Origin of the sequence: Anabaena azotica SJ-1, assembly GCF_047275885.1 — a bacterium.
GTDB classification, from domain to species: Bacteria; Cyanobacteriota; Cyanobacteriia; order Cyanobacteriales; family Nostocaceae; genus Trichormus_B; species Trichormus_B azotica_A.
The window spans coordinates 1,923,666-1,945,576 of sequence record NZ_CP178454.1 but is presented as its reverse complement, the minus strand read 5'-3'; the positions used below and the strand labels follow the sequence as shown (position 1 = coordinate 1,945,576).

14 protein-coding genes are annotated in these 21,911 nt (G+C 37.9%); 4 read left to right on the top strand and 10 right to left on the bottom strand.

What is annotated here, in order from left to right; all coding sequences use genetic code 11:
• The first annotated feature begins 29 nt into the window (after positions 1–29).
• Both tsaB and ACLLO5_RS08585 read left to right on the top strand, forming a co-directional pair.
• Positions 30–689, top strand: coding sequence for a tRNA (adenosine(37)-N6)-threonylcarbamoyltransferase complex dimerization subunit type 1 TsaB (gene tsaB, locus ACLLO5_RS08590; RefSeq protein WP_413175040.1), 660 nt, complete (start codon positions 30–32; stop codon positions 687–689).
• A gap of 41 nt (positions 690–730) precedes the next feature.
• On the top strand, positions 731–1,414 hold the full coding sequence (locus ACLLO5_RS08585; RefSeq protein WP_413175039.1) for a Uma2 family endonuclease: 684 nt from the start codon (positions 731–733) through the stop codon (positions 1,412–1,414).
• Between the two features lie 42 nt (positions 1,415–1,456).
• Here the strand turns inward: ACLLO5_RS08585 and ACLLO5_RS08580 are convergent, their stop codons facing one another.
• The 4 genes from ACLLO5_RS08580 to ACLLO5_RS08565 all read right to left on the bottom strand — a co-directional run bounded on the left by ACLLO5_RS08580 (position 1,457) and on the right by ACLLO5_RS08565 (position 6,094).
• On the bottom strand, positions 1,457–2,410 hold the full coding sequence (locus tag ACLLO5_RS08580; RefSeq protein WP_413175038.1) for a DUF4351 domain-containing protein: 954 nt from the start codon (positions 2,408–2,410) through the stop codon (positions 1,457–1,459).
• A 99-nt stretch (positions 2,411–2,509) separates the two neighbouring features.
• A complete protein-coding gene (locus ACLLO5_RS08575; protein WP_413175037.1) occupies positions 2,510–3,604 on the bottom strand; it encodes a pentapeptide repeat-containing protein in 1,095 nt (364 codons plus the stop codon).
• Positions 3,605–3,628: 24 nt separating this feature from the next.
• Positions 3,629–4,684, bottom strand: a complete 1,056-nt coding sequence (locus ACLLO5_RS08570; protein ID WP_413175036.1) for a YwqG family protein — start codon at positions 4,682–4,684, stop codon at positions 3,629–3,631.
• 126 nt (positions 4,685–4,810) lie between these two features.
• Positions 4,811–6,094, bottom strand: coding sequence for an aspartate aminotransferase family protein (locus ACLLO5_RS08565; RefSeq protein ID WP_413175035.1), 1,284 nt, complete (start codon positions 6,092–6,094; stop codon positions 4,811–4,813).
• 140 nt (positions 6,095–6,234) lie between these two features.
• Here ACLLO5_RS08565 and ACLLO5_RS08560 point away from each other — a divergent pair, with 140 nt between their 5' ends.
• Positions 6,235–7,299 (top strand): potassium channel family protein, encoded by a 1,065-nt coding sequence (locus ACLLO5_RS08560; RefSeq protein WP_413176041.1) that lies wholly within the window; start codon positions 6,235–6,237, stop codon positions 7,297–7,299.
• Between the two features lie 21 nt (positions 7,300–7,320).
• On the opposite strand, the gene ACLLO5_RS08555 is transcribed toward ACLLO5_RS08560, so the two are convergent.
• Together ACLLO5_RS08555 and ACLLO5_RS08550 are read right to left on the bottom strand one after the other, a co-directional pair.
• Complete coding sequence (locus ACLLO5_RS08555; RefSeq protein ID WP_413175034.1) at positions 7,321–7,875, bottom strand: methylmalonic aciduria and homocystinuria type D protein; 555 nt, start codon at positions 7,873–7,875, stop codon at positions 7,321–7,323.
• Between the two features lie 252 nt (positions 7,876–8,127).
• The gene (locus ACLLO5_RS08550; protein WP_413175033.1) at positions 8,128–8,334 is read right to left on the bottom strand and encodes a glycogen debranching protein; all 207 of its coding nucleotides are present in this window, start codon (positions 8,332–8,334) and stop codon (positions 8,128–8,130) included.
• A 403-nt stretch (positions 8,335–8,737) separates the two neighbouring features.
• Here ACLLO5_RS08550 and ACLLO5_RS08545 point away from each other — a divergent pair, with 403 nt between their 5' ends.
• Positions 8,738–14,140 carry an AAA family ATPase gene (locus tag ACLLO5_RS08545; RefSeq protein WP_413175032.1) on the top strand — a complete coding sequence of 1,801 codons (5,403 nt, stop codon included), beginning with the start codon at positions 8,738–8,740 and terminating at the stop codon, positions 14,138–14,140.
• A gap of 65 nt (positions 14,141–14,205) precedes the next feature.
• Here ACLLO5_RS08545 and ACLLO5_RS08540 read toward each other — a convergent pair whose 3' ends face one another.
• The 4 genes from ACLLO5_RS08540 to ACLLO5_RS08525 all read right to left on the bottom strand — a co-directional run bounded on the left by ACLLO5_RS08540 (position 14,206) and on the right by ACLLO5_RS08525 (position 21,240).
• The gene (locus tag ACLLO5_RS08540; RefSeq protein ID WP_413175031.1) at positions 14,206–14,637 is read right to left on the bottom strand and encodes an ExbD/TolR family protein; all 432 of its coding nucleotides are present in this window, start codon (positions 14,635–14,637) and stop codon (positions 14,206–14,208) included.
• Between the two features lie 223 nt (positions 14,638–14,860).
• On the bottom strand, positions 14,861–15,493 hold the full coding sequence (locus ACLLO5_RS08535; RefSeq protein WP_413175030.1) for a MotA/TolQ/ExbB proton channel family protein: 633 nt from the start codon (positions 15,491–15,493) through the stop codon (positions 14,861–14,863).
• A gap of 65 nt (positions 15,494–15,558) precedes the next feature.
• On the bottom strand, positions 15,559–19,326 hold the full coding sequence (locus ACLLO5_RS08530; RefSeq protein WP_413175029.1) for a PAS domain S-box protein: 3,768 nt from the start codon (positions 19,324–19,326) through the stop codon (positions 15,559–15,561).
• A gap of 69 nt (positions 19,327–19,395) precedes the next feature.
• Positions 19,396–21,240, bottom strand: a complete 1,845-nt coding sequence (locus ACLLO5_RS08525) for an EAL domain-containing protein (protein WP_413175028.1) — start codon at positions 21,238–21,240, stop codon at positions 19,396–19,398.
• Between the last annotated feature and the right edge of the window lie 671 nt (positions 21,241–21,911).

The following is a 21,911-nucleotide window of genomic DNA, read 5'->3' as shown; positions in this document are numbered from 1 at the left end:
AAAATCCAAAATCTAAAATCTAAAATCGGATGACCACTAAACTAGAACCTCTCCCTCCCACAAAATACGCTTTAGCACTGCACACTACTACACCTGAATTGGGCTTAGTAATTAGTAATTTTGCAGAAGATACCCGCGCCAATGTTTGGAATTTAGGACGTGATGTATCTAGTTATATCCATCAATATTTAATTGATTTAATTGAACCCCAAACATGGAAAGACTTGGCTTTTATTGCCGTAGCCAAAGGACCAGGAGGTTTTACAGGTAGTCGTATTGGTGTAGTAACAGCCAGAACTTTAGGACAACAATTAGAAATACCCGTATTTGCAATTTCCACTTTAGCAGCATTTGCTTGGCATGAGAAAAGTAAAAATCAAACAATACAATCAATAATTGCTGTAGAAATGCCAGCACAAAGAGGTCAAATCTTTGGTGCGATTTATCAAATAGCTGCTGATAATTCTGGCATCATTGCATTATTAACAGATGCTGTATTTACACCAGAGAAATGGCAGGAAACCTTAAATAATTGGCATACTGAATATGAATTAATCAAAGCCACATCAGGTTTAGCATCAACTGTTACAAGTATTTTGGAATTAGCTTATTTAGATTGGCAACAAGGTAAACGTCCTTATTGGTCAGAAGCTTTACCATTTTATGGTCAACATCCTGTAGATATTTAATAATAGAATTAATTAATGGTTAAATTAGTGGGTTAATAATTATGACACTGACTCAAGATACTATCAAACCTGTGCAATTAATTCCACCTTTGGAAAATGGCGATAGACTTACTCGTTCTGAATTTGAACGTCGTTATCATACCATGCCAGATGTGAAAAAAGCCGATTTAATTGAAGGAATTGTTTATATAGCATCACCTTTACGAGTCACAGGCCACGGAGAACCTCATGCTGATATTATGACATGGTTGGGAGTTTATAAAGCCTTTACGCCTGGAGTTAAACTAGCGGATAATACCACTGTGCGTCTAGATGCAGATAACGAACCTCAACCAGATGCACTATTAAGAATTGAAAATGGGGGACAGTCGCGGATAAGTGCAGATGATTATGTGGAAGGTGCGCCAGAATTAATTGTAGAAATTGCGGCTAGTAGTGCGGCTATTGATGCCCATGATAAACTGAAAGTATATCGGCGAAATCAGGTACAAGAATATTTAATTTGGCGAGTTTATGACGGTGAATTTGATTGGTTTATTTTAAAAGATGGAGAATATCGCCAGCTAGAAGTTAATAAAGAGGGTGTGATTTGTTCTCAAATCTTTCCTGGTTTATGGTTAGATAAATCTGCTTTGTTAACAGGTAATTTAGCTAAAGTATTAGAGATTTTACAGCAAGGTTTAGCAAGTGCAGAACATCAAAGTTTTCTGGAAAACGTAGGATAGTTATTTTAACCTTGCTGTAGTAATTGATGAAAGGTAAACTTTCTATTCTGGTTGATGAGTTTCCAACCAATTCAATAAATCCTCAATAGCGGTAAAATCTAGCAAGGCTTCACTAAGTTCTTCCAACTGATTTAAAGAAAGGGTTTGAATTTTCGCTTTAGTTTCTTTTGGTAATTCTCCCACCCGTTTTTGTAGTTGTCGTCCCACAATATTTTGCTCACCTTCTGTTATTCCTCGTTCGTAGCCAATACGCTCACCAGTGGTAATATAAGCCATAGTACGCTCCTGTTCAAATTGTTTAAAATCTTGCCAAAATTCCGCTTCTAATGCCTTTGGTAACATCATAACCCAGTCTATAAAGCGGTAAAGGTTACGAATATCCTTTTCTTGCCAACCTTGTTCATACAATCTGCGAATTAAGCTAAATTTCCAGGTTTTACGTTCTTGTGGTTTTTTACTGGTTTGTTGAGTCTTTAAATGTGCCATTACCACCGTTGCAAAAGGATTATCGCTGGCTTCTAATTCTGCCCAACGGTTTTGGTAATCTAGCAGTTTAACAGTGCCAAATTCAAAGTTTAACCTGGTATCAGGGTAATTATAACTGTATTGGTTTGGTCGCCATTTGGGGTCTGCGTCGCATAAAATAGCCAGACTAATGGCAGGTTTGCCGAAACGGTCAAAAATCCGCAGGGTGTATGAAAACATCCTTTCAGGAAAGAGTTCTTCTGATTTGGCTTGAATTTCTATATGTATTAACAGCCAAATTTCTTCTCCTTGGTGTTGCCACACTTTGACTAATTTATCTACATATCTTCTTCCTTGTTCAGCGTCGCGGGCTATTTGTTGAAATTCTTTATCTAGAAATTCGTGGGGACGTTCCCAGTTAATTAAGGCGGCTGTTCGCGGGAAGAAAAATTGCATTGCTTGGGGAAAGTATGCTTCTAATATTTCTTTCCACGGGCTGTCTTGGTCGGCTCTTTCTCGTTCTTCGGTCATTTGTTATTTGGTAGATGGTACACTTACTTATTCCATAATTTATATTACTGGCAAATTATTATATTTTATGACAACTTGATAGTGATCAAAAATGTATAATTACTTAGATTTTGTCCAAATTTTTGGTTTATTAAGATAGTCAGGTAACTTAGTATATTCATCACCATTTGCTGATTCAATCTGCTCTAATGTTAAATTTTTCGCTCCTCTAATATCTGCTCCCTCAAGTTCAGATCCATGAAGCTGTACCTTTTCGAGATTGACTTCATTGAGGTATGCTTCTTGCAGATTGGCTCCATTGAGGTATGCCCCTTGCAAATCCGCTTCCTGGAGGGACGCTCCTTGTAGGTAAGCTCCGCTAAGATATGCCTCTTGCATATTAGCTTCCACAAGCTCTGCCCCCTGTAATCTAACTCCAATAAGGTCTGCCCCTTGTAATTTAGCTCCAGTGAGGTGCGCTCCTTGCAAATTAGCACCACGAAAATATGCTCCTTTTAAGTTAGCTTCCACAAGGTATGCCCCTCGCAGATTAGCACCTTTGAAGTTTGCGCCTTTTAGGTGGGCTTTATTAAGATTTGCCTTCTTAAAATCAATCTTACTTAAATCCAACCTCTGATTTTCTTTTTCATTCTCGCAATTACGTCGTCCTATAACGGTAAGGGCTGCTTGAATATCTATCCGAAGTTTTGGTATTTCCCCCTTCTCTCCTTCCTCTTCTTTCTTCAAAGGTGCATTTTCTCGCACAAAAGCCGTGAGGACTTCCATAATTGTCCAATGGTATTTTTCTGGCGAATCTTTAGCAATTTGTTCTAGGGCATAAATTCCGCCTAATTTTACTTCAATCTGTTGATTACCAAGCAATTCAATCGCTTTAGAAAACCGTTCTGTAATTTGTTTATCTTCTGCTGCTTGTGCATTTTTATTTGCAGCTTTAGCATTTTCATTAGCAGCGTTAGCACTTCTCGATGCTTGGTAAGCATTGAAGAAAACGGCAATTCCAGCAAAAATTGTTCCTGTAGTTGTTACGGCTGAAATACCATACTGTAATCTCTTCTCTATTTCTAAACCTTTAGGATTTAAAAACGCAAAATCCGAAAAAGAAAATATCAAGACAACAGTAAAAAAGAAGATAGAAAAAACAACTCCTAGAATTATCAACAAATTCTTGAAAGAGTCTGTATTCTTCTCAAACATAAAATAAATTGTTCTCCTCACATTTTAACAACAAGCATAGGTATACAAAATCTTAGAAAAATCCAACCGTTTCAGTGCAGAAGGCTGAATAAAAAAGTTGCCAATTCCTGCATCTCCCCACATAATTGAATGCTCATCATCAGAGTCTATTTGCAATAACAGAAAATCGTAACCTTCCTCTCCCTCTACATTTTTTCGATCATCATTCTGCACAAATGCGGGATATCCTCCTAAACGGTGTCCTCCTAATAATTCCTCATATTTTTCTTCATACTCATTGATCAAATCATCTAGGAGTTCTTCTAAAGAATTTTCCTGTGCTTTAGTTAGATTACTTTGTTGAAAGATGGGAAAATAGCTTTTAACTAAGGTTCTAAACCGATAATCTGATGCACTCATAGGAGTGGATTTAATAGCGAAATTCAAAGCTAAACAGTCTTCTAATGGTAAACCTATTCCTGGAGGCAAAAATTCAAAGTTATCTAGGAGATTATCACTATTTAAATCTGGTTCAGGAAAGTAAAGAACTCGAAAAGTTGTTTGTGCTAATTGGGGATATTCTTCAATTCCATAAGCTGTCTGACCTGCGGCTTCAATATAAAACTGAAGTATCCCTTTTTCTGGTAAACATTCTAATTTAGGCGTTTCCGAAAAGTTGATTTGTGCTAAAAGATGAAGGGGAGTACCATCTGGGGCTGTAGGATAATCAAGATGTTTAGGAAAGTAAGGTAAACCCCCAAATTTACTTTGCCATAAAGTGGTTTCTGTTGTTGAAGATGGAATAATTGCTATAGAAGGTTTGATAATTGTATTGGCAAATTCATCTACCTGATTTTTTAATTCTAAGAACATTCCATACAATTCATCAGGAGTAAAATCTTTGTTATTGTCTTCTACTGGGATAGACTCGATATCATACCAACCGTGTGTGAGTAATTCTTGAATACTTTGATTGAAAAAAGCTTCTGCTTCTGCTTCAGAAGAGAATTGATGCAGTTGTTGATAATGGGTAACGTTGCAGCCGTCTAAATGAATGGAAGTTCTGAGGGAACTTAATCTCAATATTTTATTGCATTTCATGATAATTAATCTGCCAGTGTAAACAGAAATGATGAAAAAACGATAAGAGATAAAAAAATTCGTAATTGATAATCCTAAAATTACAAATTACGAATTCTCAACTATCAACTATCAACTATCAACTATCTATGCTGTGATTTTCTCTAAAACTTTTTCCACAGCTTTTAATGCTTGATTGATTTCTGCTTCATTGACAATTAAAGGAGGTACAAAGCGGACGACTTTTGTCCCTGCTGGTACTAATAATAAACCTTCATCCATGGCAGCTTTGACAATATCAGGTGCTGTTAGGGAAGATTCAGCTTTTATTTCCATGCCGTTGATTAAACCCCAACCGCGCACTTCTGAGATATGCTGAGGATATTTGAGTGCGATCGCTCTTAATCCTTCTCTTAGCCTTGCACCTTGTTCTCTCACATTCTCTAAAATATTCTCTTTTTCCAAGGTTTGGCACACACTCAAAGCTACACCACAGGCAAAAGGATTTCCACCAAAGGTACTCGCGTGTTCTCCTGGTTGGAAAATATCACAGGATTTTTTACTCATCATTGCACCGATGGGAATACCACCACCGAGTCCCTTAGCACTGGTGAAAATATCTGGTTCTACTCCCAAATGTTCATAACCCCATAATTTACCACTGCGTCCCATTCCCACTTGCACTTCGTCGAAAATCAATAAAATACCGATTTCATCACAAATCTGCCGCAACCGCTGGAAGTAAGCAACGTCACCAGGACGCACACCGCCTTCTCCTTGCAATGGTTCAATTAAAATTGCACCGACCCGATAATTACCTTCATCTAATTCAGTTACAGCAGCTTCAACTGCCCTAATATCGTTGTAATCTACATAATGAAAGCCAGGTACTAAAGGCTCAAAGTTCTTTTGATACTTGGGTTGTCCGGTGGCGGTAACAGTTGCTAAAGTCCGTCCGTGAAAACTGGCATTGGCGGTTAAAATTATGGGGTTAGCAATTTCTAGGACTGTGTGGGCATATTTCCGCGCTAGTTTAATTGCTGCTTCGTTGGCTTCAGCGCCAGAGTTGCAGAAAAACACCCGATCTGCACAGGAATGATCAACAATCCATTTGGCTAATTCACCTTGTTCGGGAATATAGTACAAATTAGAAACATGATGCAGCTTTTGGATTTGCCGTGTTACAGCTTCTATCATTGCTGGGTGGGCGTGTCCCAAGGTACAAGTGGCTATTCCGGCCACAAAATCTAGATATGAGTTGCCTTGGGTATCCCAAACTCGACAGCCAGCACCCCGTTCTAAGGCCAAGGGAAACCGTCCATAAGTGGACATAACAACTTGGTTGAAACTTTCTTCATCAAAGGGTGTAGATGTCATAAAACCTGACTCTTGGGGGATTGTGGCTTGTTCAACTAGACCTTGTAATGTCACTACCGCACCTCCTGAAAATCCTTTATCTTATAATCTATTTACCAGTTTCCCAGAAATATTTCAAAATTTATTTTTATTGAGGAGGGAATTGGACATAAGTAGAAATTTTTTAATTTTTAATTGTTAATTTTTAATTGCCTGTGTACTCTACCTTAGAACAAAAATATCAAAGAATTCAAAAAGAGTTAATGGCTGGGGCGATCGCTCTAGTTTTTGTTTTCCTAATTGGGACATTATGGTATTGGCTGGTGGAGGGCTGGTCTTGGGAAGATGCGGCTTACATGACCGTTATCACTTTAGCAACTGTAGGATATGGGGAAACTAATCCATTAGGTAGTCGGGGCAGGTTATTTACGATCGCCTTGATTTTGATGGGTGTAGTCAATATTGGTTACATTGTGAATAGATTTACAGAAGCTGTGATTGAAGGCTATTTTCAAGAAGGAATTAGACTCAGGCAACAAAGGCGTTTAATGGAATCTCTATCAGGACATTACATCATCTGTGGATTTAGTCGCACGGGACGGCAAATTGCCAAGGAATTTCAGGCTGAGGGTGTGTCTTTTGTAGTGATTGATTCTGAGTTTGAATCTGTGCAGAAAGCTCAGTCACAAGGTTATACTGCCTACCAAGGTGATGCTACCTTGGATGAAAGTTTGTTAAAGGTTGGGGTAGAACGCGCAATTTGTATTGTGGCAGCGTTACCTTCTGATGCCGAAAATCTCTATACTGTGCTGTCAGCAAAAACTTTGCATCCGGGAATTCGGGCGATCGCACGGGCAAGTACAGAGGAAGCTTTACAAAAATTACAACGGGGCGGCGCAGATGCCGTGATTTCCCCCTATATTACCGGTGGTAAGCGCATGGCAGCAGCAGCCCTCAGACCGCAGATTTTGGACTTTGTAGATGGGATTCTCTCTGGTTCAGACCGTCAACTATATATGGAAGAATTTTTACTTAATCCAGCTAGTTGTCCATTTGTAGGTCAAAGTTTACAAAAAGCGAAGTTGCGATCGCAAACTGGCGCATTAGTGTTAGCCATTCGTCGTCTGGATGGTAATCTCATTGGTGGACCAACTGGAGATACTATTTTAATGTCAGGAGATACCCTAATTTGTATGGGTACGGCTGAACAATTGCGGAGTTTAAATCAAGTCCTTGGTCCAATTAATTCTCAACAACTGCGACGACCAAAAAACAATTAAGTTGCTTGTTCACAACTAATTTCAGTTCTCTGTCCACCCATGTAGAGGTGCGATCGCTTTCGTTACAGATTCAATTATTTCTGGTGGTGCTTCCGAAAGCAAGACACTAGGATAAACAGCAGTACCCCATTGAGGATGCACCAGCACACAGCATTGATTTTTAATTACCGGGTAATTTAGTAACGCTTTGGCAACTGCTGTATCATCATGGGGAACTTGTCCGGGATGAGAAAGTAGAGGATAACCAGTCCGGGGATCAATTAAATCGGTTAAATAACCGCGATCGCGCAAATTAAACGCCACATCACAGCCAAAACGCATAAACTTTTCCCGCAACCTTTCTTTTTCTCTCTCTATTTCTCCCGTTATTTCTACCAGTGGAAATTTTGATTGTTGTAAAATAACCACCACCCATAAAAACTGTTGCTGTTTCCAATCTGGTAATATCTGTTCGCAGTTGGCACAGATATATTGACTGGGATTATGAACAGAAATTTGCACCGCTAGTCCCGTTTTGCCAACTAAATTTATGGGAAAGCCTTGCTCAGAACTGCAAACACTAGAATAGTTCACCACATTGATTCAGTTTTAGCAAGTTTGTTATTGTTTTCTGGGTTATTGGGTTATAATCATAACCTCAAAATTTCTTATCAGTCACCGATTTTATCTGGATAATTAGCAATTGGTAATGAGTTAGGTTTTTACCTATTCCCTATTAAGTAGTTGTGCAAATTAAATTTTATAGTTAGGAGAGGGAATAGGGAACAGGTAAGGAATACAGACATTCTTGTTTTCAATCACTATGTTCAATTAATTTTGCTTGGGTACTTAATTGAGTTTTAAAGCATTAACTGGTACTAGATCCCAAGAGTCTACAGTTCTTAATTGTGCAACCCAACCATTCGCTTTTTGGATTTGCGTCAAATCTTTTTTAAAGGATTCGTGACATTCTTGAGCCTGAGATTCATCACAACAGGCAATGCAAGCATGAATCATACCAGATGGATCAATTTGCTCATTTACCCAAATTTTCATAGCTTATGACCTCAACATCTTTGATTAAAACTATTATTGATTCTTTTAGAATACTATCTAACGAGGGTTTGCTGATAGCGTAGCTTGGCGTAAGCCATATTTACTCGTAGAGGTAGGGAACTCTTAACAGGGAGCAGGGGAACAGGGGAGCAGGGGAGCGGTTTTAGCTCTGGAGTATAGTTTGATTTTTTGATCCTCTATTTAGTATTAGCAAAATGCAGCTTTTTGGTACTTCCCTAGTCAAAAACCTTGCACCTTTTTTTTCTATTTTCCGCCTCGATCCCTTGATTTCTCCAGGTTTTACATTTATTTACCAAGTCCTGTGTAAATTCTAGCTTTACCTTACAAATTAAATTCGTATCTATGGGAATACTAGATATAGAAATTATGAAACGAACGCAATATGGTTAGCAACTTTGTCAATATTCCCGGATATCACCTTGCAGAAGAACTCTATAATGGTTCGAGAACGCTGGTTTATCGCGCAGTTCGAGCTAGGGACTCACTACCAGTAGTTATAAAAGTGCTAAAAAATGCTTATCCAAGCTTTAGCGAACTGTTATTATTTCGCAACCAGTACACCATTGGCAAAAATCTCAACTCACCTCTGATTATCCAAACCTATAGCCTTGAACCCGTACATAATGGCTATATGTTAGTTATGGAAGACTTTGGGGGAATTTCTCTCAAGGATTATTTCAGCAAAAATCAGCGTGTCATTTCTATAGAAGAGTTTTTAGTTATAGCGATCGCACTCTGTAACACCCTAGACTTACTCTACCATGAGCGGATTATTCATAAAGATATCAAACCTAGCAATATATTAATTAATCCTGAAACGAAACAAGTAAAATTAATTGACTTCAGTATTGCATCATTATTACCCAGAGAAAACCAAACCCTAGTTAACCCCAATGTTTTAGAAGGAACACTCGTTTATATATCTCCAGAACAAACAGGGAGAATGAATCGAGGGATTGATTATCGCACAGATTTTTATTCTCTGGGGGTAACTTTCTATGAATTACTCACAAATGAGTTACCATTCCAGTCTGATGATGCGATGGAATTGGTACATTCTCACATTGCCAAAACTCCGCCATTAATACATGAAATTAATCCAACTATTCCCTCGATTATCTCAAAAATCGTCAGTAAGGTGATGGCGAAAAATGCTGAAGACAGGTATCAAAGTGCGTTGGGATTGAAATTTGATTTAGAAAAATGTTTAACTCAGCTAAGAGAAACTGGGGAAATTCAAAGTTTTGAAATTGCGAGTAGGGATGTGTGCGATCGCTTCATCATCCCTGATAAACTGTATGGCAGAGAAACCGAAGTTCAAACCTTGCTAGAAGCATTTGAAAGAGTCAGCCTTGGTGCAACCGAAATGATGCTGGTAGCTGGGTTTTCGGGAATTGGTAAAACTGCTGTAGTTAACGAGGTTCATAAACCCATTGTTAGACAACGTGGTTATTTTATCAAAGGTAAATATGACCAATTTCAACGCAATATTCCCTTCAGTGCATTTGTGCAAGCCTTCCGCGATTTAATGGAGCAATTATTAACCGAAAGCGATGTGCAAATCCAGCAATGGAGAAAAAAAATATTAGCTGCTGTTGGTGAAAATGGACAAGTAATTATTGAAGTTATTCCCGAATTAGAAAAATTTATTGGCAAACAACCACCAGCAGTAGAATTATCAGGAACAGCAGCGCAAAATCGCTTTAATTTATTATTTCAAAAATTCACCCAAGTCTTTACAAGTGCAGAACATCCCTTAGTGATGTTTTTAGATGATTTACAATGGGCAGATTCGGCATCACTCAAGTTAATGCAGCTATTAATTGCTGATACAGATCATCTTTTAATTATTGGCGCATATCGTGATAACGAAGTCAATCCTGGACATCCATTATTATTGACATTGGGTGAAATCCAAAAGACACAGGCAATAATTAACACGATTACTTTAGCACCACTCAGTCAAATACAAGTAAATAAATTAGTTGCTGATACACTCAAATGTCTAGAAGAACTGGCATGGAATCTTTCTGTATTAATCTATCAAAAAACTCAGGGTAATCCATTTTTTGCTACCCAGTTTCTCAAAGCATTGTATCAAGATGGACTAATTGAATTTGATTTGGACTCAGGTTGTTGGCAATGTGATATTGCTGAAGTAAAGGCGCAAGCTGTTACAGATGACGTTGTGGCTTTTATGAGTTTACAATTGCAAAAACTGCCGCCATCAACTCAAGAAGTATTGCGGTTAGCAGCTTGTATTGGTAACTCTTTTGATTTAGCAACATTGGCTATTGTTGCCGAACAATCTCAAATCGAAACAGCAACCTGTTTATGGAAGGCATTACAAGAAGGGTTGGTTTTACCAATTGGGGATGTTTATAAGTTCTATATTGGTCAAGAAACTCCAGCACGTACTTCAGAAAATCAACAGACTGTTAATTACAAGTTTTTACATGACCGAGTACAACAGGCCGCTTATTCCCTCATTCCTGACGACCAAAAACAGAGAACTCATCTCAAAATCGGTAAACTGTTGCTGAAAAATACTGCACCTGAAGCCATAGAGATAAATGTTTTTGATATTGTTAATCAGTTAAACAATGCAATTGATCTGCTCGAACAGATATCTGAACGATATGAATTAGCCCAATTGAATTTGATTGCTGGCAAAAAAGCAAAAACCTCCACAGCTCATAAAGCAGCAATTAAACACTTTTCAATCGGTATAGAGATGCTTCCTGAAGATGGTTGGGAGACAACTTATAATCTCACATTCAAGTTGTATCGGGAATATGCAGAGTGTCAATATCTCATAGGTTGCCTTGATGAAGCAGAACAGCTATTTGATGTGGCATTACAGTATGCCCAAAACAAATTTGATCTGGCAGATATTTATTGCCTTAAATTAGCGTTGAAAGTTACTCAGGGAGAGAACCTACCCGCCTATGAAGCTGGACTCAGTGGCTTGAGTGTTCTGGGTATGAGCATTCCAGCCAGTGAAGAAGGTCAGCAAGCACTACTGGAAACCACACTTAGGCAGATTCAGGATCAACTAGAAACTGTAGAAACCGCAGATTTATTTGATCTGCCTGCAATGAGCGATCCGGCGAGGAAGGTATGTATGTCTATCCTGCCTGATCTATGGGGTGCTGCTTATACTGGCGGCAATCAACTGCTGACAATTTTGAGTATCCTTTTAATGGTTGAGACTTCATTAACTTATGGCAATGCTGAAAGTTCAGGCTGTGCTTACTGCTTATATGGAATGACACTCACAATTCAAGGGGACTATCGAAGTGCTTATGAGTTCGCTACATTAGGACGAAAGTTAGATCATCGGTTCAATAGCATCAAGTTCATTCCCAAAACCAATAACGTTTTTGCTCATACAATCAATCCCTACAATAGACCACTAGTTGAAAATGTGGCAGTTTACCAACAATCTTTTCAAGTCAGCAATGAAACTGGGGATAGTCTATTTGGCATCTGGACAGTAGTATTTATCATCTGGACGCATCTTTTAAAAGGAGATTACTTATCAGATGTGTATGCCGAAACAGAGAAATACTTAAGCTATGTACAACAAGTAAACAATGTGAATATGTCCTCTGCCTTTAGCCTACAGAGGCAATTTATCTTGTATCTACAAGATTTTTTGGCAGAAACAGATCTACTTGTTGATCATACTGAACAGAAAATTCTTTGCCTTGACATTTGGCAGAAGAATCATTTTGATCCTGGCATTAATTGGTATTGTTTCTTAAAGCTTCAACTATTATATCTGTACGGTCGCTATGCCGAGGCCTTGAAAGTTGCTGCTAATGCGGAAAAAACGCTGGCTTCTAATCTTGGCTTTTTTCCGATTATTCAATTCCACTTCTATTATCCGCTCAATTTAGCCGGAATTTATCCTGAGGCAACACCAGAGGATCAACGAGAATACTGGAAACAGATGCAGCAGCATCAGAAAATTCTTGAAAGCTGGGCGCAGTCTTGTCCAGAGAACTTTTTGCATCAATCACTGTTGCTTGCGGCTGAAATGGCAAGAGTTTCTGGTAACTACAAAGATGCAATTACCTGTTACGATCGCGCCATTACCGCAGCTAAGGAAAATCACTTTAATCAAATTGAAGCACTAGCTAATGAACTAGCAGCAAAGTTCTATCTTGATTGGGGCAAACAGCGCATAGCCCAAGAATACATGATTGAAGCTTACTATGCCTATGCCCGTTGGGGCGCAAAAGCCAAAGTCGCCGACTTAGAAAGACACTATCCCCAATTACTCGCACCCATATTACAGCAAAGCCGTTCTCCCCTCTCAACTAACGAAACTATCTTTGCTTCGGGGAGTGTCGCATCTACCCGTTCTTCCGGTTCTAGCAGCAGTATCTTAGATACCCTAGATTTAACAGCAATTCTCAAAGCATCTCAAAATATCTCAAGTGAAATCGAACTAGAAAAACTACTTTCATCCTTACTTTCCATTATCATCAAAAATGCTGGGGCTGATAAATGCGTGTTAATGCTTTTGCAAGACAATCATTTACTAATTCAAGGCGCAATTACCCAAGGAACACAACCCATTGTTCTGCAAAGTCTTCCTATTGTAGACAGCCAAGATATTCCCCATAAGCTCATTTACAAAGTCAAGCATAGTCAACATACTGTTGTCTTGTTGGATGCAACGGCAGATACCAGCTTAAGCAATGACCCCTATATTATCCGTCAACAACCCAAGAGTATTTTGTGCAGCCCAATTTTACACCAAGGTAAATTGCTGGGGATTTTATATCTAGAAAATAATTTAGCAAAGGGGGCGTTTACGAGCGATCGCATCGAACTACTCAATTTACTCTGCACACAAGCCGCCATTTCTCTAGAAAATGCCCAACTTTATGAACGAGAACAGGAAAAATCCCAAGAATTAGAACAAGCATTACATAACTTACAACAAGCCCAATTACAAATTATTCAAAGTGAAAAAATGTCAGCTTTGGGTAACTTAGTGGCTGGTGTTGCTCACGAAATGAATAATCCTTTGGGCTTTATTTATTCCAGTCTCAAACAAGCTAAACCCACCTTTGCCGATATTATTGAACATTTGAAAATCTATCAAGAAACTTTACCTGATAAGACTGAAGAAATTCTCAACCACGAGTCAGAAATTGATTTGGAATATACCTTAGAAGATTTACCAAAAATAATTGATTCTATGACAATAGCGTGCGATAGATTAAAAAACATCAGCACTTCTTTACGCACTTTTTCCCGTGCTGACAGAAATTACAAAGTACCATTTAATATTCATGAAGGCATTGATAGTACAATTTTAATTCTCAAACATCGACTCAAATCTAACGAACAACGTCCCGCAATTGAGGTAATAACTAACTACGGTAATTTACCAAAATTAGAATGTTTTCCTGGGCAATTAAATCAGGTATTTATGAATATTTTAGCGAATGCAATTGACGCATTAGAGGAATCAAATCATGGACGTAGTTTTCAGGAAATTAAGGCTCATACTAACCTGATTACAATTACCACATCAATAGTAGATAAATGTGTGAAAGTCTCAATTGCTGATAACGGTAAAGGCATGAGAGAAGAGATAAAACATCAAATATTTGACCATCTCTTTACAACAAAAGCTGTAGGTAAAGGCACTGGTTTAGGATTGGCTATAGCTAAACAAATTGTTGAAGAAACCCACAGCGGTAAGTTGTATTGTCACTCAGCTTTAGGAGCAGGTACTGAATTTATAATTGAGATTCCTGTATAGGGCTTGCTGATAGCTAACGCCAAGCGTAAGCCATAAAAGTCGTGAAACAACTAGTAATTAACAAGTTAAGGTTTTTGAGTTGCTTTACGCGAAGCGTCAGACATTGTGGCGATCGCTAATTTTGCTCCTTCTACCTGACGGACTCGATCCATAACTGCAACTACCTGTCCATGAGTAGCATTCTCATCAGCATTAATAATTACTACCACTTCAGAAGTATTACTCATTAACTCGCGTACTTTTTCTGGTAAAGCATTGAGGTTAATAGGTTCACGGTTTAAGCTGATTTTTCCCCCTTGATCAATAGTCACCGTAATTGGTGCTGCGGTTGCTTGTGATTTAGCTGTCGCTGCTTTAGGTAAGTTAACAGGTAAGCCTTCGGAACGAGTTAAAAATAGAGTTGACATAATAAAAAATGTCAAAATTGCAAAAATCACATCAATCATCGGCACAATATTAATTTGTGCTGGAATATCTGGTTCATCAGGTAAGCGCATAAGCAAGTCCAAAAAAGTGAAAAGAAGGAGTCAGGAGTCAGGAGTCAGGAGTCAGGATTACAACTCCCTTGCTGTCCAGATTTCAATTTAGATTCTGTACCTCATTGATCTGCAATCTGCTGTAAATAGTATGGCGATCGCCACACTATGCTATCAGAAGTAGTTTATATCCCCATCATCTCCCTCATCTCCCTCATCTTCCCCATCACCCTCATCTTCCCTATTATTTGGATCTCTCATACTGACGACGGTAGAGTAATTCTAACTGTCCTCCATATTCTTGAATCCAAGCAATTTGACGAAGATAAAGTCCACGAAAGGTATTAGCAAAGAAAAGAGTAATGATAGCAACAACTAATCCTGATGCTGTGGAAACTAATGCTTCACTAATCCCGGACGTGACACCAGATGTTTTTGTCCCACCGACATCACCAATATCTAAAGAAGCAAAAGAAGCGATTAATCCTAAAACTGTACCGAGAAGCCCTAACAGAGGTGCAAGACCTATAATAGTATCAAAAATGTTTTGGAATCTTTTGAGTAAAGGAATTTCTGCTTGAGCTTCACTTTCTAAAGCCAAACGAAATTCTTCTGGAGTTGGTTCTTCTAACTCTAAAGCAGCTAAAAAAATTCGAGCAATGGGTAAGTCAGAATTTTTTTGTAAATGATCTAAAGCACTGACCACATTATTTTGACGATAAAAATTTAAAACTTCCCTGACTACGCGGTTTTGACGACCACTCAGTTTTACCCAAAAAGTGATCCGTTCCATAATGAGTGCCACTGCTAAGACCGAGAAAAATAGCAGGGGAAACATGACCACCCCACCGGCTTGAAAAAAATTACTAATATCCATTTACTATGTTTTAACTCCGTTCCGAAAATGCTAACCAATGCTTAACCAGACAGTTGATGATAGTGTTAATTGAGAAGTAAGGCTTGTTGTAATATTTCTAATTTTATTGGTTTGGAGAGAAAATTATTCATTCCATAACTCAAACATTTATCACGAGTTTCACTAGAAACATCCGCAGTTAAGCCAATGATAACTGGTTGTTGGCGATCGCTATACAAGGTACGAATTTTTTGGGTTGTTTCCAGTCCATTTATTCCAGGCATCTGCACATCCATCAATATCACATCAAAAGTTTGATGTTGCAATACTGCCAGTGCTTCTTCTCCACTATCTACTGCTTGTGCTTGGTATCCCAAACGTTTCAACATCAGTAAAGCAAATTTGCGATTTACGGCATTATCATCAACAATCAAAACTTTTGCAGAAATCAAACCCGGTGGTTGAGAGTTGATCTCCTCCTGATCTAGAGACTCAACCACCTGTGCGTGAATATCAAATCGGAACTTGCTACCGACACCAACGGTACTCTGCACAGTTAGTTGTCCACCCATCAATTCTACAAACTTGCAACTGATAGGTAAACCTAAACCAGTTCCTGTTTGCGATCGCCTCCCTGCTTCCGACTGTCCAAAAATCTCAAAAATACTGTCTAATTCCTCTCCTGCAATACCCACTCCTGTATCTTCCACTTCAAAACCCAGGTGATAATCTTTACCAATAAATTCCATCATCCATACACGCACAATGAGACCACCACTAACAGTAAACTTGATGGCATTTCCCAACAAATTAATCAGCACCTGACGTAATTTAGCATCATCAGTAACAATCAAATCTGGCAGATTTTCCGCCAGTTGCAACTCCAAAGATAATCCTTTCGAGTCCGCTTGCTGACGTAGCATATCCATCAAACTAGTCAATAATTGCCGCAAATGAAAAGATTTTGGATTTAAGAAAACTTTACCAGCTTCAATTTTGGACATTACCAACACATCATCAATCAATGAAAGCAGATGTTCACCACTTTGATTGATCGTGTTAATGAAATCTCTTTGTTCTGATTGCAGCGTAGCATCAGTTTCTAGCAACTGACTAAATCCAATAATGGCATTGAGCGGAGTTCGTAACTCATGACTCATACTGGCAAGAAACTGGCTTTTAGCAGTGTTGGCAGTTTCCGCAGCTTCCTTAGCATCCACAAGTTCACGTCTAGCTTGCTGCCGTTCTAGATGTGCCGAAATCGCAGACGCAGCCGCACGGAGCAAGTTTACCTCAGCACATTCCCAAATTCGAGCCGATAAACAATTATCAAACCCAATCAAACCCCAGAACCGACCATTCACCAACAAAGGTAAGATTAAGATAGCTAGAATTCCCTGGGGTTCTAAAACTGCCCGTTCATGATCTGGAAAATCAGCCACCAGACCATTGACAATATTGCCACTAGAAAGAAGTTCCATCCATCGGGGAAAGGACTCTGCGTAAGCAAAATTTTGTAGCTCAGGATTATCAAGTTCTGAAGAAATACCTTCAGCACACCATTCTGATCTTTGACTTAATACCAAATTACCAGCTGCATCATGATGGTTTTCAAACACATAAACGCGCGATGCAGATGCTGTTTCTCCTAACCATTGCAGGATTTGTGTATAATAGTTGATACCAGAGTCATAAACTAAAAGGTAATTCTGGACATTTACCAAAGTTGAAAGATAACGTTCCCTTGCCGCTATAGCAGTTTCTGCACGTTTTTTATCGGTGATATCTCGACCAACAGCTAGTATTTCCATAAAGCGGTTTTTCTTGTCGAAAATCATCCGTTGATTCCATTGCGTCCAACGCACCTCTCCATTGGCAACTACGCGATTTTCCATACTAACAACGGGATTTTTCAGGGACATAGTAGCCAGAATTTGAAATACTTGCTCCCGATCTTCTGGAAAAATCAACAATTGGTAGCTATGTCCCAAAATATCATCAGGATTCACCCCAAAGTAACGACAGAAAGCTTCATTTACAAAAATCAGTGTGCCATCAGCACGACTGCGAGCAATTAATTCTGTTTGCAACTCAACAATGGCACGGAATTTAGCTTCCTGATGACGTAATTCGGCAGTTTGGGCAGCGATTTGTTTTTCTAGTTCGGTATTATAGTTAGTGAGAATATGTTCAACTTGTTTACGATCTGTAATGTCTTGAAATACAGTAATGGCATAAGTAATAACTCCATTGTGATCAAAAATTGGTGTTGCCCATACTGATACTGGAATTATCTTTCCATTGCAGTGAACTTCAATATCTTCAATCTGTACACATTCTCCTCTTAAGGCTTGTATGACTGGTAATCTATCCGTGGGATAGAGTTGGTCAGTCCCCAATAAATAAAGTTGATAAGCAGCAGCCAAATTATCTGCATCAGGAATATTCTCTACTGCTAATAGAGATTTAGCTACCCTGTTCAAGTAAATTACAGAACCATCTATTTCATGAACTGCTACCCCTATGGGTAAGCTTTCCAAAAATTGAGCAAGTTCTGCTTTACTATCAGCTAATTTAGTGAATGATTGCTGTAATTGCTGTGCCATCTGGCTAAAGGAATGGGAAAGTTCCCGGACTTCCACAATTGGGGTCATAATTGGGGATAGTTCCTGAAATTCTCCTTGGGCTATCTGTCTAGCCGCTAAGTTTAATTTCAGTAATGGCCGCGCAATTAACTGGGTAGTTAATAATCCCATCGCTGTTGAGAGGAAAAAAGCCACACCGCACAAGAAAATGGTTTTCTCAGTGGCAGCCTGAATTTCTGCCATAAAGTCTGATTTTGGCAAAACAACAACAACCAACCAATCCAATCCAAGATTGTCCTGCCAGGGAGAAACTAAAACAAAATATTTTACACCTTTGATATTTACCTGTATTTGCTGATTTTCCCTAATATCTGCCAAATTAGTCCATTGTTTTTGGATGTTTATAGCAACTTCCCTAATTACAAAATCTTGACTATTAAGGACTTGTAACCGCTTTGCTTTGCCATTCTCCATCCGAAATGGTGGTTCTTTGGCTGAACTAGCAACTAGCATTCCTGATCTTTCCAGAATAAATGCTTTACCAGAAGAACCCAGTTCAATATGTCTCAAAAAATTGCTGATGTATGTCAGACTCAAATCCGTACCAAGAGCGCCAATAAATTTACCTTGACGATCATAAAGTGGATAGCTGGCGGCAATGGACATAATTGCTGGATTTGCGTCCCAGTTGTATATCGGACTCCATACTGGTTGACCTGCCTTAATTACATTGGAATACCAAGCTTCCAGTCTGGGGTCATAAGCTTGCACAGAAACTAACTGAGTGCGATCGCCTGCTTGATTTGTATTATACTTATAGGACTTTCCTAGTTCTGCTCCTAAAGGAATTTCTTCTATTTGGACGCGACGTAATCCATAATCACCAGCACCTATATATTCGCCTCTAGCTGTAGCAAATTGAATATAACTAGCACCAAAGGTTGGCAATTGTTTGGCAAAATACTTACCCGTTGCCTGAAAATTCCACAAATTCAGTTGTCCAGATTCATAAGCATCCACATTCAATTGATTGATTTTGACAGGCGTATTAAAATAATTATTAAGATTTTGATCAATACGATTATCAATTTCTGACTGTAAGTTAATAACCAGTTTGTTAACAGCAAGAGAGCCGTTTTGATAAGAAAAATAGCCAACTAGGGCAACAATGCCCACAATCTGCAAGACGAACGGAACTATCAGCATCCGACTTAAGGAGGCTGTCCCCGCTATTTTGATCATCCACTGTTGATTAGGGTGGCGATTCATCTTTTCAACGGATTAGCTGTTAGAAACTGTCTAATTATAGTTCAAATGATGGTGCTATTTATGCTATGGTCAAATAGTTTGATTTGCTCCTGATTGGTCAATTAAAAATTGGGTGGCTTTTTGATTATATAAAGGTTGATCAAAAAAGTATCCTTGTCCCCAAATACATCCCAATTGTTGCAAAATTTCTACTTGTTTTTGAGTTTCAATGCCTTCTGCAACTATTTCCATATTTAAACTTTTTCCTAATAGAAGAATTGTAGAAATTAAAGTTGTGTCATGAGGATTTTTGATAATATCTTCTACAAAAGAACGGTCAATTTTTAATGTATTTATGGGTAAGTCTCGCAGCATTCTTAAAGAAGAATAACCAGTACAAAAATCATCAATACACAAACCAACATTGATATCTTGTAATGAATGAAAATTGAATTTTTCTGTTTTTAGTAAACAAGTTTCAGTGATTTCTATATTTAAAGTATTTTTAGCTATACCAGTTTCTTGCAAAATTTCTACAATTTGTGCAAATAAGTTAACTTGCTGAAATTGAACAGGTGAAAAGTTAACATTCATTGTTAAAGGTAACTCAGGAAATTGCTTTTGCCAATGTTGTAATTGTTTACAAGCTTCATGGAAAATCCACGCACCTAAAGGATTAATTAATCCTGTTTCTTCTGCTACAGGAATAAATCGATCAGGTGGAATCATTCCTTGTTGGGGATGCTTCCAGCGTACTAAGGCTTCAAACCCTTTAATTTCTCCAGTGATGAGAGAAATGATGGGTTGATAATACAAGCAAAATTCTTTTTGAGTAATTGCTTTTCGCAAGTCTTGTTCTAATTGTAGTCGAGCGATCGCCTCTGCTTGCATCTGTGGATCAAAAATTTGATAACTTCTACCTCCCTCTTTTTTGGCTTGATACATAGCAATATCAGCATCTCTGATCATATCCATCGGTTTTTCATAACCCATATTACTGGAAGTAATACCAATACTCGCTTCTATGAAAACTTCATAATCGTTAAAGTTAAAGGGTAATTTCAACTGTCCTAATAGTTTTTGAGCGACTAAAATCGCTGTTTCTGTTTCTACTAAAATAACAAATTCATCCCCTCCCATGCGTGTTGCTGTTTGCGAAGATGTTAAACATTCTTGAATCCGATTGGCTACACATTTTAATAGTTCATCTCCTGCTAAATGTCCCAAACTATCATTGACAATTTTAAAGCGATCTAAATCAATTAACAACACAGAATAACTTAAATTTTTTGTAATCAATTCCTGTAATCGCTTAATCAACCAATCTCGATTTGGTAAACCTGTTAAGGAATCATGAAAGGCATTATGTTCTAATTGTTCCTGACTGTCATACAAGTTTTGCAGCGTTTGAGAGAGTTCTAATGTTCGTTCTTTAATGCGGATTTCTAACTCTTGATTTAGTTGTTTTAATGCGGTACGAGCTTCTGCGTGTTCAGCAATTTCTTGGGCTAAAAGCTGATTTTTATGTTCGATAATCTTGCTTAAACGTCGCAGTTCTAAATGATTTTTAATTCGAGCTAAAACTTCTTCTTTTTGAAACGGTTTAGTGATATAATCAACTGCACCTAAAGATAAACCTTTAACAATATAATTAGTTTCAGAAAGAGCCGTGAGGAAAATTACAGGAATTTCCCTATATAAGGGATTTTGTTTGAATTTTTCATAAGTCTCAAATCCATTCATCCCCGGCATCATAATATCTAATAATATTAAGTCAGGAATGAAATATTGTATTTTTTGAATGGCATTTTCTCCATCTTGTGCTACCAAAACTTTAAATTTAGCTTCACTGAGAAAATTTGTTAATATCCTTAAATTAGCAGGGATATCATCTACCACTAAAATCGTATTTGAGTAAGAGGTTATATCTATCATAAATGTACTTCTATTGATTAAGTATTTCTAATATTTTCTTTTCTTGAAATATTTTGGATAACTGCTGTAATTTGGATGTAAATGGCAAATATTTTTGGTCGGTTTTTTCCAGTTCTTCTGCTTGTTTGATAATCTCTTTTCAATTACTCCACAATGCTAGATCAAAAGGTTACTCTAAAGTTTAAGATGGAGGAGGAGAAATTACTATAACTACAAAGACTATGATATTTGAGTACGGATGCTAATTAGTGTAAACTTATTTATATTTAAAGTAAAGTCTATGTCAAGAAATTTGGTTTTGCGAGGATGTTTGGAAAGTCTTAAAGTTTACCCAACAACCTCTCCCTAGCCCTCTCCTTTGAGGACAAGGAAAAACTTTTATTATTTGAGAGGCTTTGAAACCTCCATTCCCTTGTAGATAAGGGGGTTTATCATGAAGCTTTTAGCATCTTATATTATACTTTTAAAACAACATTTATGACTATTTTATTCCTCTTCTTTACAGAAGATTTATATAACTGGTGAATATTCTATTATCCATAGCTATAGGCACATATATTTATATACCAATTTATATGTACCAATATTGCTGACTCCTGAAAAAATTTCTTTATGTAGTGTATTAATTATTTCTCTTGTATTACAAATATTTACAGCAGTGGGATTAACTG

Excerpts from the sequence above, each read along its gene's own strand:
- tsaB (WP_413175040.1), top strand. The coding sequence starts at position 30 with ATGACCACTAAACTAGAACCTCTCCCTCCCACAAAATACGCTTTAGCA.
- ACLLO5_RS08585 (WP_413175039.1), top strand. The coding sequence starts at position 731 with ATGACACTGACTCAAGATACTATCAAACCTGTGCAATTAATTCCACCT.
- ACLLO5_RS08580 (WP_413175038.1), bottom strand. The coding sequence starts at position 2,410 with ATGACCGAAGAACGAGAAAGAGCCGACCAAGACAGCCCGTGGAAAGAA.
- ACLLO5_RS08575 (WP_413175037.1), bottom strand. The coding sequence starts at position 3,604 with ATGTTTGAGAAGAATACAGACTCTTTCAAGAATTTGTTGATAATTCTA.
- ACLLO5_RS08570 (WP_413175036.1), bottom strand. The coding sequence starts at position 4,684 with ATGAAATGCAATAAAATATTGAGATTAAGTTCCCTCAGAACTTCCATT.
- ACLLO5_RS08550 (WP_413175033.1), bottom strand. The coding sequence starts at position 8,334 with ATGAAAATTTGGGTAAATGAGCAAATTGATCCATCTGGTATGATTCAT.
- ACLLO5_RS08545 (WP_413175032.1), top strand. The coding sequence starts at position 8,738 with ATGGTTAGCAACTTTGTCAATATTCCCGGATATCACCTTGCAGAAGAA.
- ACLLO5_RS08540 (WP_413175031.1), bottom strand. The coding sequence starts at position 14,637 with ATGCGCTTACCTGATGAACCAGATATTCCAGCACAAATTAATATTGTG.
- ACLLO5_RS08535 (WP_413175030.1), bottom strand. The coding sequence starts at position 15,493 with ATGGATATTAGTAATTTTTTTCAAGCCGGTGGGGTGGTCATGTTTCCC.
- ACLLO5_RS08530 (WP_413175029.1), bottom strand. The coding sequence starts at position 19,326 with ATGAATCGCCACCCTAATCAACAGTGGATGATCAAAATAGCGGGGACA.
- ACLLO5_RS08525 (WP_413175028.1), bottom strand. The coding sequence starts at position 21,240 with ATGATAGATATAACCTCTTACTCAAATACGATTTTAGTGGTAGATGAT.